Annotated in this window: 16 protein-coding genes; 11 read left to right on the plus strand and 5 right to left on the minus strand. The window is 63.9% G+C overall.

Annotated elements, in window-relative coordinates:
• Nucleotides 1-171 precede the first annotated feature (171 nt).
• Nucleotides 172-906 carry a rhomboid family intramembrane serine protease gene (locus tag JEQ47_RS04930; RefSeq protein WP_198875259.1) on the plus strand — a complete coding sequence of 245 codons (735 nt, stop codon included), beginning with the start codon at nt 172-174 and terminating at the stop codon, nt 904-906.
• Here the strand turns inward: JEQ47_RS04930 and hisI are convergent.
• From hisI to folE, 3 genes are all read right to left on the minus strand, one after another.
• Nucleotides 903-1,355, minus strand: coding sequence for a phosphoribosyl-AMP cyclohydrolase (gene hisI, locus JEQ47_RS04935; RefSeq protein WP_198875260.1), 453 nt, complete (start codon nt 1,353-1,355; stop codon nt 903-905). The two genes, JEQ47_RS04930 and hisI, sit on opposite strands and share 4 nt — an antisense overlap.
• Nucleotides 1,356-1,438: 83 nt before the next feature.
• Nucleotides 1,439-2,275 (minus strand): AraC family transcriptional regulator, encoded by an 837-nt coding sequence (locus tag JEQ47_RS04940; RefSeq protein ID WP_198875261.1) that lies wholly within the window; start codon nt 2,273-2,275, stop codon nt 1,439-1,441.
• Between the two features lie 184 nt (nt 2,276-2,459).
• Nucleotides 2,460-3,083 carry a GTP cyclohydrolase I FolE gene (gene folE, locus JEQ47_RS04945; protein ID WP_198875262.1) on the minus strand — a complete coding sequence of 208 codons (624 nt, stop codon included), beginning with the start codon at nt 3,081-3,083 and terminating at the stop codon, nt 2,460-2,462.
• Between the two features lie 152 nt (nt 3,084-3,235).
• Here folE and JEQ47_RS04950 point away from each other — a divergent pair, with 152 nt between their 5' ends.
• The 8 genes from JEQ47_RS04950 to JEQ47_RS04985 all read left to right on the plus strand — a co-directional run bounded on the left by JEQ47_RS04950 (nt 3,236) and on the right by JEQ47_RS04985 (nt 9,684).
• Nucleotides 3,236-3,688, plus strand: coding sequence for an iron-sulfur cluster assembly scaffold protein (locus JEQ47_RS04950; RefSeq protein WP_198875263.1), 453 nt, complete (start codon nt 3,236-3,238; stop codon nt 3,686-3,688).
• Entirely contained in the window at nt 3,688-4,020 is a 333-nt protein-coding gene (gene yidD / locus JEQ47_RS04955) for a membrane protein insertion efficiency factor YidD (RefSeq protein WP_198875732.1), read from the plus strand. The genes JEQ47_RS04950 and yidD overlap by 1 nt, the downstream gene beginning before the upstream one ends.
• On the plus strand, nt 4,007-4,408 hold the full coding sequence (locus JEQ47_RS04960; protein WP_198875264.1) for a GFA family protein: 402 nt from the start codon (nt 4,007-4,009) through the stop codon (nt 4,406-4,408). Before yidD ends, JEQ47_RS04960 begins: the two co-directional genes overlap by 14 nt.
• 156 nt (nt 4,409-4,564) lie before the next feature.
• Complete coding sequence (gene thrS, locus JEQ47_RS04965; protein WP_198875265.1) at nt 4,565-6,532, plus strand: threonine--tRNA ligase; 1,968 nt, start codon at nt 4,565-4,567, stop codon at nt 6,530-6,532.
• Entirely contained in the window at nt 6,532-6,756 is a 225-nt protein-coding gene (locus tag JEQ47_RS04970) for a hypothetical protein (protein WP_198875266.1), read from the plus strand. Before thrS ends, JEQ47_RS04970 begins: the two co-directional genes overlap by 1 nt.
• A 14-nt stretch (nt 6,757-6,770) precedes the next feature.
• Nucleotides 6,771-7,202, plus strand: a complete 432-nt coding sequence (gene arfB / locus JEQ47_RS04975; RefSeq protein ID WP_198875267.1) for an alternative ribosome rescue aminoacyl-tRNA hydrolase ArfB — start codon at nt 6,771-6,773, stop codon at nt 7,200-7,202.
• A 114-nt stretch (nt 7,203-7,316) separates the two neighbouring features.
• The gene (locus tag JEQ47_RS04980; RefSeq protein WP_198875268.1) at nt 7,317-8,660 is read left to right on the plus strand and encodes a UDP-glucose dehydrogenase family protein; all 1,344 of its coding nucleotides are present in this window, start codon (nt 7,317-7,319) and stop codon (nt 8,658-8,660) included.
• A 19-nt stretch (nt 8,661-8,679) separates the two neighbouring features.
• A complete protein-coding gene (locus JEQ47_RS04985; RefSeq protein ID WP_198875269.1) occupies nt 8,680-9,684 on the plus strand; it encodes an NAD-dependent epimerase/dehydratase family protein in 1,005 nt (334 codons plus the stop codon).
• 31 nt (nt 9,685-9,715) lie between these two features.
• On the opposite strand, the gene JEQ47_RS04990 is transcribed toward JEQ47_RS04985, so the two are convergent.
• Nucleotides 9,716-11,530 carry an aq_1923 C-terminal domain gene (locus tag JEQ47_RS04990; protein ID WP_198875270.1) on the minus strand — a complete coding sequence of 605 codons (1,815 nt, stop codon included), beginning with the start codon at nt 11,528-11,530 and terminating at the stop codon, nt 9,716-9,718.
• 150 nt (nt 11,531-11,680) lie between these two features.
• Complete coding sequence (locus JEQ47_RS04995) at nt 11,681-12,649, minus strand: RgsD C-terminal domain-containing protein (RefSeq protein WP_198875271.1); 969 nt, start codon at nt 12,647-12,649, stop codon at nt 11,681-11,683.
• 189 nt (nt 12,650-12,838) lie between these two features.
• Here JEQ47_RS04995 and JEQ47_RS05000 point away from each other — a divergent pair, with 189 nt between their 5' ends.
• Together JEQ47_RS05000 and JEQ47_RS05005 are read left to right on the plus strand one after the other, a co-directional pair.
• Nucleotides 12,839-13,426 carry a nitroreductase family protein gene (locus JEQ47_RS05000; RefSeq protein WP_198875272.1) on the plus strand — a complete coding sequence of 196 codons (588 nt, stop codon included), beginning with the start codon at nt 12,839-12,841 and terminating at the stop codon, nt 13,424-13,426.
• 63 nt (nt 13,427-13,489) lie between these two features.
• On the plus strand, nt 13,490-14,287 hold the full coding sequence (locus JEQ47_RS05005; protein WP_198875273.1) for a lysozyme family protein: 798 nt from the start codon (nt 13,490-13,492) through the stop codon (nt 14,285-14,287).
• Nucleotides 14,288-14,315: the final 28 nt, after the last annotated feature.

Raw genomic sequence — 14,315 nt, forward strand, 5'->3', positions numbered from 1 at the left:
GTCCGCATCTGGAATCGAGTAGGGGTCCCGCGATGGGGCCCGCCGCGTCCTGACAATTGCAAAATGCGGGCGCAAACACCCGCTTAAAGAAGAGTTAAGGTTAACGCCTGTGGCCAAATGTGGAAAAGCTGACGCAGGTCCATGCCGGGCCGAGGATTGGGGTCGATAGACATGACGGAAGTGCCTCAAACGCCCGATCTGCCGGAGCCTCCGAAGCGGGAGCCGATCCTGCTGCTGCCGGTTCCGATCATGGCGCTGGCCGGCGTGCTGGTGACCATTCACCTGGCGTCAACCCTGATCCTTAACCCGGACGCCCAGTATGAGCTGCTGTTCTGGTTCGCGTTCCTGCCGTACCGGATCGTGGTGGCGGGTGTGGATCCGAGCCTTGCCGTACCCCTGATCTGGACGCCGTTCTCGCATGCCTTCCTGCACGCGGGCTGGGACCATCTGCTGGTCAATCTGGCCTGGATGGTGATTTTCGCGACCCCGGTCGTGCGCCGCTATGGGGGCGGGCCGATGCTGGCGCTGTTTCTGCTCTCGGCGGCCGGTGGCGCGGCGATGTTCGCGGCAACCACGCTCCATAGCGAAATCTACCTGATCGGCGCCTCGGGCGGGGTGGCGGGGCTCACGGGCGCGGCAATCCGCTTCATCTTCCAGCCGGTGCTTATCGGCCAGAACCCGGAAACCGGCGAGCGAATCGTGCTCGGGCGGCGCCTGGCCAGCATCGGCCAAGTGTTCGCCAATCCACGCTCGCGCTGGTTCACGCTGATCTGGCTGGTGCTCAATGCCGCCGTGCCGCTGGTGCCGCTGCTGACCGGCTCTGACCTTGCCATTGCCTGGCAGGCGCATCTGGGCGGCTTTGCCACCGGCTTCCTCTTGGTGGGGCTATTCGAACGGAAGGTTTAGTGGCCGTAGACGGCCTTGGGGTCGAAGAGACGGGGCAGGCCGGTATCTTCGAGGCTGGCTTGACCGTTCTCGACGACCACACGTCGATAGAAGCAGGATTTGCGTCCTGTGTGACAGGCGGCGCCGCGGCCGGTCTGCCGGACGGTCATGACGATGCAGTCCTGGTCGCAATCGGTGCGCAACTCGACCACTTCCTGCAATTCGCCCGAGGTTTCGCCCTTCTTCCAGATGGCCTTGCGAGAGCGCGACCAGTAATGCGCGATGCCGGTTTCGAGCGTCAGCGACAGGGTTTCGGCATTCATATGCGCGACCATCAGTACCGTATCGGTCTCAGCCTCGAGGGTTACGACGGTGATGAGTCCGTGGGCGTCGAAGCGCGGCGCAAAGGCGGTACCTTCCTCGACGGTGTCGTGGTCCAGCGCTTTGGGATCGGCAAAGGTGAGGGGCATGGAAGGGCCTGCGGTCTTGGAACTGGTCATCCATAGGCCGGGAGGGCCACCCGGACAAGCCGGGCGGCGAATGTCGCGAGAGGTCAGGGCGCGAGGCCGTACCAGATCTCGATATCTCCGGTGCCGGTGCGGCCATCGAAGCGCGGGCCATAGTATTCGATGAAGCTATGGACAGCTTCGCTCGGCTCGTAGCCTTTGGCGGTCAGCCACTGCTCGGCGGCGCCGATGGTCTGGCGGATGGCGGACACGTGGCCCGCATGGGTGAAGCGAGCCCAGCGCAGGGGAGGCACCGTCACCGCCGTGAGTTCAGGTGGGACGTCGATGCCGGCGCGGGTTTCCACGGCGACGAAGTAGTCGAACATGCCATCGGCGGTAATCTCGCCGACAAGGCCATAGGCGGCGCCTTCGATGGCGCCATCGACATTGCCGATATAGGGCTGGAAACGGCGCCATTGCTCGGGAATGCCGACAGGCATGCTCATCTTGTGTCGCTCGGCAATGCCGGCGAAGTGCAGTGCCGGCCGGTTTTCGAAGCGGGGCGGCGCTACGGTGGCGGAGGTTTCGGTGTCCATTCTGAGAGGCTCCACGAGGTCTAGTCCTTCGAGACTGCGCCGATCACGGACCATTTGCGGGGTTAGCCCGAAATGATCGCGAAAGGCGCGGGTGAATGCCTCATGCGAGCCGTAGCCGCTCTCCAACGCCACCGAGAGAATGTCGGGGGCGCCGCCGGCGAGGAGGCGTGCCGCCTCGCTCAAGCGTCTCGCCCGCAGGTATCCGGTCACGGAATGACCGGTGACGAGCGGGAAAATGCGGGAAAGGTAGCTCTTGGACCGGCCGGTCACCGAGGAAAGTTCTTCGAGGTCCAGCGGCTCGCGCGAGCGGCTTTCAAGGACCCAGAGCATTTCAGCGATGACAGACATGACACGAACCCGCGTTGAGGCAGGTAGTCTATGTCATGTTCGCGACGAGCGCATTTGATCGCGCTTGTCATAGGCAGGACGGTTGTGTTCAGCCCGCTAGGCACCGGAAAGGTGGATTGCCCGGTCGAGCCGGGCAATGACGGCGAGGAGAATTCGGCGCGCCGCTTGACGCCGGGAGTTCCGCCTAGCGATGGCCCACCATGGCGAAGAAACGGTCCTGTTCGACGCGGTCTTCGGCGAATACGCCGGTGAAGCGGTGGGTGACGGTCTTGACGTCGTGGGCGCGCACGCCGCGCATGGTCATGCACATATGCTCGGCTTCCAGCATCACGGCGGCGCCGCGGGGGCCGAGGTTTTCGTTGATGGCGTCGATGATCTGCGCCGTCATGGTTTCCTGGGTCTGGAGACGCCGAGCAAAGACCTCCACGAGACGGGCGAGCTTGGAGAGGCCGACGACGCCATCATGAGGCAGATAGGCAATATGGGCCTGGCCAAAGAAAGGCACCATGTGGTGCTCGCAGTGAGCATAGAAAGGAATGCCTTTTACAAGGACCAGGTCGTCATAGCCGCCGACTTCCTTGAAGGTCTTGGACAAGACCTCGCCAGCGTCCTGGCCGTAGCCGGCGAAAAGCTCGCCATAGGCCTTGGCAACGCGTGCGGGCGTTTCCAGCAGCCCTTCGCGGGCCGGATCGTCGCCGGCCCAGGCAATCAGCGTGCGGACGGCGGCCTCGGCCTCTTCCCGGCTCGGGCGGGTCACGGGGGCGCTGGCGACAGGTGGTGTCGTCAGTGACTTAACGCGTGCATCCATTTGGGTCCGGCTCCTTGCATGGCGACAACCATCATATACGCGACGAACGGCGCGTCAGATTTCGACAGGAGCACAAACTCCTGACAGTCGGATGGAGACCTCCTATATAGAAGCGGAACGAGACCGGAACAAGAAACAGATTTGTCGCGATCATGGACCTGAGCGATCTCTATTCCGAAAAGATCCTGGACCTGGCGGGAAATGCCCGGCAGCCGCCCAGGCTCGCCGCGCCAGATGCGACGGCTCGCAAAGTCAGCCGGGTCTGCGGTTCGGTCATCGAGGTGGATGTCGTCGTGCGCGACGGGATCATCGCCGGCTATGGCCATGACCTTTCAGCCTGCGCGTTGGGCCAGACGTCGGCGGCGGTAGTGGCGCGGGAGATTGTCGGCACGCCGATCGCGGAGTTGATGGGCGTCAGGCAGGCCATGCACGACATGCTCAAAGCCAATGGTGCGCCTCCGACGGGGAAGTGGAGCGACTTGCGCTATCTCGAGCCGGTGCGGGATTATCCCAATCGGCATGTATCGACGCTGCTGGTCTTCGATGCCGTGGCGGCGGCGCTCGAAAAGCTCGAGTCTTCTCAACCGGTTGCAGCGTCGCGGTGATGCAGAGAGTCATCGACGTCCTGTGGAAGGCGATCGACCTGCCGTTCAAGGTGGCAGCGATTTTCCTCATTACGCTCTATCGCTACACGCTCTCGGCTTTTACCGGCCGAAGCTGCCGGCATCTGCCGACATGTTCGGAATTCACGCGCGATTCGATCTGGAGGTTCGGCTTCTGGCCGGGCGGCTGGATGGGCCTGGCGCGGATCTGGCGGTGCCGTCCCGGCGGTACGCATGGCTATGACCCGGTGCCGGAAGCGTTGCCGGCCGAAGGGCGTTGGTATCTGCCCTGGCGCTATGGCCGGTGGAGGGGAGACGTGCATGACCACGCTTAAGGGAAGCTGCCTCTGCGGCGCGGTGGCCTACGAGGTCGAGGACGACTTTGCGGCCGCATTCTACTGCCATTGCTCGCGCTGCCGGCGGGCGACGGGCTCGGCCTTCAAGCCGATGGCCTCGATCAAGACCGGCAAGCTGGCGCTGACTGAGGGCAGGGAGCAGGTGCTGATTTACGGGACGCCGCCGGGCTCGCATGACGTGCATTGCGGTCGCTGCGGCTCGTTCCTGTATTCGGTGATTGCGGAAAACGGCAACACGCATGTGGCGATGGGGACGCTCATCGATAGCCCTTCGGTGCGGCCCTCGTTCCACATGTTCGTGGCTTCCAAGGCGGACTGGTACGAGATCAACGACGACCTGCCTCAGTATGAGGGTCTGCCCGGCTGAAGGCCGCCGACCAACCACTGTCTGTCACCCCAGCCTACGGCGGACTGACCGCCGAGTTTTTGAGGGGTTTGGCTGGCACAGCCGAGAAATCATGATAGACAGACCGCCTCATTTGCATTTGCGCGAATGCGAAACCTCAATTTCTGGAGACTCAAAATGTCGATCAAGGTGACGTTCCCCGATGGTGCTGCTCGCGACTATTCGCGCGGCACTACCGGCACCGAGATCGTGGAGGGCATCTCCAAGTCGCTGGCCAAGAAGACGGTGGCGATGAAGTGGAACGGCGTGCTGTCGGACCTGTCCGATGCGCTGGAGGCCGACGGTTCGATCGAATTCGTGACGCGCGACAGCGGCTCGAAGGACGTGCTGGAGCTGATCCGGCACGATGCCGCACACGTGCTGGCCGAGGCGGTGCAGGAACTCTGGCCCGACACGCAGGTGACGATCGGCCCGGTGATCGAGAACGGCTTTTATTACGACTTCTATCGTGAAGCCGGCCCGTTCACGGAAGAAGAGCTGCGCGTCATCGAAAAGAAGATGAGCGAAATCGTCGAGCGCGGCGCTGCCTTCACCAAGGAAGTGTGGAGCCGCGACCAGGCCAAGGATTTCTTCCGGGCCAAGGGTGAGGACTTCAAGGTCGAACTGGTGGACGCCATTCCGGCCGACCAGTCGCTCAAAATGTACAAGCAGGGCCAGTGGATCGACCTTTGCCGCGGCCCGCATATGCGGACGGTCAAGGATGTCGGCCAGGCCTTCAAGCTGACCAAGGTGGCGGGCGCCTATTGGCGCGGCGACAGCAATCGCGAAGTGCTGAGCCGCATCTACGGCACGGCCTTTGCCACCAAGGAAGAGCTCGACGCCTATCTCACGATGATGGAAGAGGCGGAAAAGCGCGACCATCGCAAGATTGGCCGCGAGATGGACCTGTTCCACATGCAGGAAGAAGCCCCGGGCCAGGTGTTCTGGCATCCCAAGGGCTGGAGCATCTATGTCGCGCTGCAGGACTATATGCGCCGCAAGCAGCGCGCCGATGGCTATGTCGAGGTGAACACGCCGCAGGTGGTCAGCCGCAAGCTTTGGGAAGCGTCCGGCCACTGGGACAACTACCAGGAAAACATGTTCATCGTCGAAGTGGACGAGGAGCATGCCAAGACCAAGACGGTCAACGCGCTCAAGCCGATGAACTGCCCCTGCCATGTGCAGGTGTTCAACCACGGCCTCAAATCCTATCGCGATCTGCCGCTCCGCATGGCCGAGTTCGGCTCCTGCAACCGCTACGAACCCTCAGGCGCGTTGCACGGGATCATGCGCGTGCGTGGTTTTACCCAGGACGACGCGCATATCTTCTGCACGGAAGACCAGATCGAAGCCGAAACCAAGAAGTTCATCGACCTGCTGGCCAGCGTCTATGCCGACCTTGGCTTCGAGGGCTGGCGCATCAAGCTTTCCACGCGTCCGGAGAAGCGTATCGGCTCTGAGGAAAGCTGGGATCGGGCAGAGGCTGCGCTCGGGAATGCCTGTAACGCGGCTGGTCACGACTATGTCGTCTTCCCTGGCGAGGGCGCCTTCTATGGTCCCAAGCTGGAATTCGTGCTGACCGATGCGATCGGCCGCGACTGGCAGTGCGGGACGCTGCAGGTCGATCCGAACCTGCCCGAACGGCTGGATGCGGAATATGTGGGCGCCGACGGCGGCAAGCACCGGCCGATCATGCTGCATCGTGCGGTGCTCGGCAGTTTCGAGCGCTTTATCGGTATCCTGATCGAAAACAGCTCGGGCAAGCTGCCGATGTGGCTGGCGCCGACGCAGGTCGTGGTCACGACGATTGTTTCGGAAGCCGACGAGTATGCCGAAAAGCTGGTGAGCCAGCTCAAGGCTGCCGGCATCCGCGCCGAGATCGACACCAGGAACGAGAAGATCAACTACAAGGTGCGCGAGCACTCTGTCGGCAAGGTGCCGCTGTTGTTCGTGGTGGGCAAGCGCGAGGCCGAAGAGGGGAATGTGTCGGTGCGCCGTCTGGGCACCGAAGGCCAGCAGGTTCGTCCATTCATGGACGCCCTTGTCGACCTCATCGCCGAGGCCACGCCGCCGGACCTCAAAACCGTAGCCGGCAAGGCTGCCTGATGCCGCAGCGTCCGTCCAATCGCGAGATGAAGGCTCTTTATCATCTGGGCGAGGACAATGTCCTCGGCCCGGATGACTTCAAGGATGTCGGCGAAAAGACCTTTGCCGGCATGCTGAAGAAGAAGTGGATCGAAGAGGCCGGGCCCGGAAAATACCGGACCACGGAAAAAGGCCGCATCATCCACGACGAGGAAGTGTACTTCACCGGCCGCTCGAAGCGCTGACCGGGGAGGGTGGCATGGCTGATCCCATCCAGATCACCCGAACCGTCGCGATCGACCCTGCCGAACTCGAGGAAAGCTTCGTGCGTGGTTCGGGGCCGGGGGGGCAGAACGTCAACAAGGTCGCGAGCGCGGTGCAACTGCGCTTCGATCTTCTCAATTCCCCGAACATTCCCGAGCCGATGAAGCGGCGGGTCGCCGCGCTGGCCGGCAGCCGCATGACCAAAGAGGGGGTTATCGTCATCACCTCCAATTCCCATCGCGACCAGCCGCTGAACCGGGCGGAGGCCCAGGCGCGGCTGGTGGCGCTGCTGCGCGAGGGCGCGCATGTGCCCAAGCCGCGGGTGGCCACGCGGCCGACGCTGGCTTCCAAGAAGCGCCGGCTCGACGGAAAATCGGTTCGATCCGAAGTCAAGCGGATGCGCGAAAGGCCGGGCGGCGAGGACTGAGCGCGCCGTATTCATTCAACGGTTTTTGCAAGCCGCTAGGGTAGGACTTGCAGGCGGCCGAAGATCGACGACATTTGGCCAGGTGAGTGACGCGCGGAAACGGGGACCGGTCCGGTGAAGATTGCAGTTGTGGGTGCGGGTTATGTGGGCCTGGTAACGGGCGTGTGCCTCGCCGATTTCGGGCATGAAGTCGTCTGCATCGACAAGGACGAGGGCCGGATTGCGGCGCTGCGGCGTGGCGAGGTGCCGATCTTCGAGCCGGGCCTGGTTGAATTGGTAAAATCCAATGTCGAGGGCGGACGGCTGTCGTTTGCCAGTGCACTCGGCCCGGCGGTCGCGGCGGCCGATGTGGTGTTCATCGCCGTGGGCACGCCAAGCCGGCGGGGCGACGGCCATGCCGACCTGACTCACGTGCATGCGGCGGCCCGTGAGATCGCAGGAGCCGTATCGGGCTTCACCGTCGTCGCCACCAAGTCGACGGCGCCGGTGGGGACGGGGGACGAGGTGGCGCGCATCATCGGCACGGTCAATCCGGGCGCCGATGTCGCGGTGGTGTCCAATCCCGAATTCCTGCGCGAAGGCGCCGCCATCGAGGACTTCAAGCGGCCCGATCGCATCGTCATCGGTACGGATGACGATCGCGCACGGCAGGTGATGACCGAGGTCTATCGCCCGCTCTACCTCAACCAGGCGCCGCTCTTGTTCACCGACCGACGGACGGCGGAGCTGACCAAGTATGCCGCCAATGCGTTTCTGGCGATGAAGATCACCTTCATCAACGAGATCGCGGACCTTTGCGAGGCGACGGGCGCCAATGTCCAGGAGGTGGCGCGCGGCATCGGCCTCGACAACCGCATCGGCGCCAAATTCCTGCATGCCGGGCCGGGTTATGGCGGATCGTGCTTTCCCAAGGACACTACGGCTCTCGTCAAGATCGGGCAGGATTTCGGCAGCCCGATGCGGCTGGTGGAAACCACCATCGCAATCAACGACCAGCGCAAGCGGGCCATGGCGCGCAAGGTCATCGCCGCCTGCGGGGGTGATGTGCGGGGCCGGACGATCGGTGTGCTCGGACTGACGTTCAAGCCCAACACCGACGACATGCGCGAGGCGCCGTCGCTCGATATCATCCGCGGTCTGCAGGACCGGGGGGCGCGGATCGTGGCTTTCGATCCGCAGGGCATGACCGCGGCGAGCGCGCTGCTGGAGGATGTCCGCTTTGCCGAGAATGCCTATGACGTCGCGGTGGGCGCGGATGCTGTGGTGCTGATCACCGAGTGGAACGAGTTCCGCTCGCTCGACCTCGCGCGGCTCAAGACGCTGATGGCGGCCCCGCTGTTTGTCGACCTGCGCAATGTCTACCGGCCGCACGAAATGCGGCGGCAAGGCTTCAACTATGTCAGTATCGGACGATCCGGCGCGGGCCAGGGCGACCTGGCCAGCGATGCGGCGGAATGAGACAGCGGAGCAGGTCGTCTTGACTGTGTTGGTGACCGGCGCGGCCGGCTTTATCGGTTTTCACCTCAGCCGGGCGCTGCTCGAGGCGGGCCATGACGTGGTCGGGCTCGATGCACTGACCCACTATTACGACCCGGCGCTGAAGCAGACGCGGCTGGATATCCTCAGGCGCTATCCGAACTTTGCCTTCAGCGTGGCTGATCTGGCCGAGGCGGGACAAGCCGAGGCAGTGGTGGGTGCGGCAGGGGCCGACGTGGTGTTCCACATGGCCGCGCAGCCGGGCGTGCGCTACAGCATCGAGAACCCGCAGAGCTATATCCAGTCCAATATCGTGGGTACGGCCAACCTGCTCGAGGCTCTGCGCCGCCACCCGCCGCGGCACCTGATCTTTGCCTCGAGCAGTTCGGTCTATGGCGGCAATGCCAATATGCCCTATGCCGAGACGGACCGGGCGGATTCGCCGCTGTCGCTCTATGCCGCGACCAAGAAGGCGGGGGAGGCGCTGGTTCATTCCTATGCGCATCTGTGGTCGATACCCTCGACCTGCGTGCGCTTTTTCACCGTCTATGGTCCCTATGGGCGGCCGGACATGGCGCTGTTGAAGTTTGCGCGGGCGATCGTCGCTGGCGAGCCCATCGACATCTATGGCCAGGGCCGGATGCGCCGCGACTTTACCTATGTGGACGACCTGATCGTGGTGCTGGTGGCGCTGATGGACCGGATCCCGGTCATGGGCCAGCCGGTGGAGGGCGACAGCCTGTCGGCAGCGGCGCCGTTTCGTGCCCTCAATATCGGCGGGGGCAGGCCCGTAGAACTGATGGATTTCGTCGCCTCGCTCGAACGGGCGCTGGGCCGGAAGGCGAGGCTCAACATGCTGCCGATGCAGCCGGGTGACGTGGTCGCCACGGAGGCGGATACACGGTTGCTGCGGTCGCTTGTCGGAGAACTGCCGAAAACGCCGCTCGACATCGGCATAGACCGGTTCGTCGACTGGTTCCGGGACTATGCCGGACCGGCGAAATGAAAAGGGCCGCCCCGGGGGGCGGCCCTTTTGCCTACTTGGCTTCGGCGCTCACATTGACCTTGCCCAGGAGACTGGTCGGGTCCTGCTCGGCGGCCATGAAGTCCTCCATGGTGAGGCCCGGCTCGGTCTTGGCCTCGATGCCGATGGCCAAGGTCTTGGCATTGCCCGAGACAAAGGCGTTGATGGCCTCACCGAGCTTTGCGGCATCGGCGGCACCGGCCATCATGCTGATGACGGTGCCTTGGGCGAGACCGGCAAAGACCGGCCGCAGCGAAGCGGGATCGGCGCCCTGTTCGGCGGCCACCATGGCTATGATGATGTCCGAAAGGCCCGCATCGGTGACGTTAAGATCGAGGTCACGCACCGCCAGGCCCATGCCGGCCACCAGCGCGGTGTCCATGTCGAGCGCGAACAGGTCTTCGGTGGCATTGGTGATGGTGCCGGCCAGCATCACCGTCGCGAGGTCGACGCCGGTCATGGAGACTTCCTCGACAGCGATGGTGCTGGTGGCTTCATCCCATGCGGCCGCCATGCGGAAGCCCGCGTCGATGTCCGTGATGCCGAGGGCCAGGAGCTGCTCGAAGGTCTCATCGCCGCTGTCGGCGGGGATTTCTGCCTGAATGTTGGCGGCGGAGACATCGAAGTCGGTGGGAATGCCGCTGAGATATTCGGTCAGCGTCAGGTCGAACGCGCCGACCTTGGCCTGAAGACGGCTGTCGGGGGCATCTGGATCGGGCACGTCGATATCAAGGCCGGTGAGCGAGATGCCTTCCATTTCGGGAAGGAGGGCGCGAGCATTGGCCTCGAACCAGGCCTCGTCCACCTCGTCGGGGGCCGTCTCGAGCGTGGCGATGGTCGAGGTCAGGTCCATCGGCTTGATGGTGAAGTTTTCCAGCGTCACGAAGCCATCGTCTTCGACATCGACGGTGAAGCCGTCCATGGAAATGGCCGGGTAGACGCCCGGGCTCATGGCGCCCATGGTCATGGCTTCGACGGCAAAGGTCATGGCGCGGCCGTCTTCGTCGACGCCGTCGCAGGCGAAGCCGTCAAACGCGACTTCCGAGGTCTCGAAGGCAGTCAGGATGTCGGCATACATCTTGAGGAAGCGGCCGGTCAGGGCCGGGTCCGTCATTTCCGGATCGTCTTCCACGGCCTGGGCAATGGCCATCATTTCGCCGAATGAGGTTTTGAGCGGGCGCGCCTTGAATTCGGCTCCGGTGACGCCGCCAATGGTGCAGGAGACGTCTTCAGCTTCCATGCTGCCGCCCTCGGAGACGAGGTCGGTATAGATGACTTCGAGTTCGGTCTGGCCGCCGTGATCGACGAGACCATAGACGCCGAGCAGCCCACCGATATCGAGGTTGGATGCGGACATGGCGCCGAAATCAACGGCTGCGTCGTCGGCCGCAAGATTGATGCTGCCCAGGCTAACGCCTGCCGCCTTGCCATCAACGACATTGTCGAGCACGAGATCGGAGAAGGTCACCGTCGCTTCCTGCGGGCCGTCAGCGGTTTCGGAGCTGACGCTGACGATGATCTCGGGCACGGAAATGCTGGTGGCATCCAGCTCGGCGAGGCTGGCGGCGTGGTCGACGATATTGCCGCTCAGGATTTCGGTCAGCACCTCGTTGGAAAGGCTGGAATCCACGGCGTCGATGGTGGGAATCGAAATCGAATATTCGAACTCGGGGGTGGCTGCGGTGCTGGACGTCGCGGCCGGCTTGGTCTTTTCCTTGGCAATGACTGCGGTGGCGGGCAGAGCCGTGCCGAGGAGGCAAAGGGTTGCGATCGCCGACAGGTGCCGGCGGCTATTGTTGCGGAACAACATGGTTTTCTCCCGTTCCATGCCTGGTGGCATCCGGGCCTGAGCCCAGGATCATTCAAGTGGAACAAGTACAGGCCCGCGCCCGATTGTGCAATTCACAGGGGGCCTGTCTGGCAGGCGCGGCGGCGAAAGGGATGTTGTCGGATGGCCGGCGCTTATGCGCGGGCGGCGTCAGTACACCGTGGTCAGGACTTCGATTTCGCGCGGGCTGCCGGGCTGGACCTGAATTTCTCGGTTGTAGACCTGGTCGCCCAGCTTGGCGAGGACGAGATATTCCCCTTCGGAGAGCACCGTCGAGGGGAAGGCGCCGCGTTCGGCAAAGATCGTGGCGCCGTCGCCGGTCTTGACGGTCCATTCGACGTCGGCAATGGCCTCTCCGCCCTCCTCGGACACCAGCTTGAAGGAAACTTCGGCGGCGTGGTGATAGAGCGTCGCATCGGTCAACTGGCCGGCCTCGACCCGCAAATCGGCGCGCACGACGGCGTTGATCGGCCCGAAGCGGGAGACGATGTGATAGGTGCCGGCATTGAGCGTGACGATCTCGTTGGGCGGCAGGCTGTCGGCAACGAGGGCGCGATCGGCTTCCGGGCCGGCGGTGTAGATGTCGAAGTGAAGGAGCGCGGGCGAGATCGGAATATCTCCGGTGACCGCTGAATTGAGCCGCAGAGCGCCGGCGTCGAGCACGACATCGTGGGTGTTGGGGCCAGGAACGACGCTAAGAGGTTCGCTCACCTGGGCGCGACCGTAGGCCGCGTGAACGACATAACTGCCCGGCGCCAATTCCAGCGCGGCGGTGCCGGCATCGGCCTTGGCGATCAGGGCCATCTCGCCGGTGGCGTCAGGCTCGTCGTCGAAGATGCGCCAGACCACGCCTTCGGGAATGGTCGACCCATCCTGGGTGATACGGGCGGTCAGCGTCACCGGCTGCGGCACATCGGTCAAGGCGGCAATGGCATCGGTCGCGGCCGTCGGCTCGGCGGGGGTGGCGGCGGGCGTGGTTGCGGCATCGCGATCCGGCCGGGGCCGGGGCAAAGGCGGGATTTCCGCGCTGTCCTGGGCATAGGTGGCGGCCGTGGGCAGGACCGTCACGAAGGCGGCCAGAAGGCTCATGAGGATCGCAATATGCCTGGCCGAACGCATGGGGTCTCCGGGTGCCACATCGGTATTCACGACCCGACTCTCCGGTGCAAGTAGGTCATGATTGGGGAAAAGCTGTGTCACAACGGACGCGGTTTTGAAACCGCCCGGCACCTGAACCCAGCATTTTTTGCCGCCGGAACTGGCTTCGGTCGCGAGCGGAGATTAAACGGGTGGGCAAAGGAGTGCCATATGCCTGCCAATCCAGCCCTGCGCGATTACCTGCTCACGCGTCGTTCGGTGGGTCCCGCCTTTCTCAAGGAACCGGGGCCGAATGCCGAGGAGCTGCAGACCATCCTCACCATCGCCACCCGCGTGCCGGATCATGGGAAGCTGACGCCATGGCGGCTGGTGGTGATTGAGGGCGAGGCACGCCACCTCGCTGGAGAGGCGCTGGCCTCCATCGCCGCGCGTAAAAATCCCGCGCTCGACGCGGCAGGTCTCGATATCGAGCGGCAGCGGTTTCTGCCCGTGCCGCTGACCATCGGGGTCATTTCCGCGCCCAAGCCCAGCGAGAAGGCGCCGGAGATCGAACAGGTCCTGTCGGCCGGCAATGTCGCCTTCAACCTAGTGCATGCCGCGCATGCACTGGGCTTTGCGGCGAGCTGGGTGACGCGCTGGTACAGCTTCGATGCCGAAGCCGCCGCCATGCTGGGCGCCGGGCCGGGTGAACGCTTCGTCGGCTTCGTGCATATCGGGACGCCCGCCATCGTGCCCGAGGACCGGCCGCGGCCCGATCTGGACGCGGTGGTGTCGCGCTGGGCGCCCACGCAAGGTTGATAGAGCGCTGCGTCGCCAAAGTGTTAAGATTCGGGAATTGATTCTCTATGCGGAAGGCCCCGCATGGGTGTGCAGCCCGTTTCCATATCGCAGAGCCTGGCCAATGCCCTGACCGCCGCGGGTAACCGCAGCGGGGTGGATTTCGGCTATCTGCTGCAGACGGCGATCCGCGAAAGCAGCCTCAACCCGGAAGCGCGCGCCAGCACGTCCTCGGCGGTCGGGCTGTTCCAGTTCCTCGAAGGCACCTGGCTGCAGGTGATGAAGGAGGAGGGGCCGCGGCTGGGCTACCAGTCCTACGCGGATCAGATTTCACGCACCGGGGACGGCGACTATGTGGTCACCGATCCGGGCAAGCGCTCGCAGATCCTGGCGCTGCGCGAGAACCCCGAGATCGCGTCCGACCTTGCCGCGGCGTTTACGCGGTCCAATGGCGAATACCTGCGCTCGGTGTTCGGGCGGATGCCTAGTGCCGGCGAACTTTATATCGCGCATTTCCTGGGGGCGCAGGGCGCCGAGAAGATGTTCCGGGCCGGGCTCGACAATCCCGACCAACTCGCGGTGGGGCTGTTTCCGCGCCAGGCCAATGCCAACCGAGCCATCTTCTATGACCGCGAGGGGCAGGCCCGCACGATCCGGCAGGTCTATCAGGTGCTGGTCGCCAAGCATGAGGGCGGCAACCCCGCCTTTTCGGCGCAGCAGATGACGGGCGAGTCCGTGACCCCCGAGCCGGTGCCGGTGGTGCCGTCGCGCTTTTCCGAGGAGAACATGTCGTTTACCGGACTTTTCCGCACCGAACCGGAACCAGCGGCCGAGGACGCACAGCCGGGCAGCGCGTTCTTCACGCAGCTTTATGCCCAATAGCGGCCGGATTGATAAAATGCGGAGCTAT

The sequence above is a fragment of the Devosia sediminis genome, from assembly GCF_016411825.1.
Lineage (GTDB): Bacteria > Pseudomonadota > Alphaproteobacteria > Rhizobiales > Devosiaceae > Devosia > Devosia sediminis.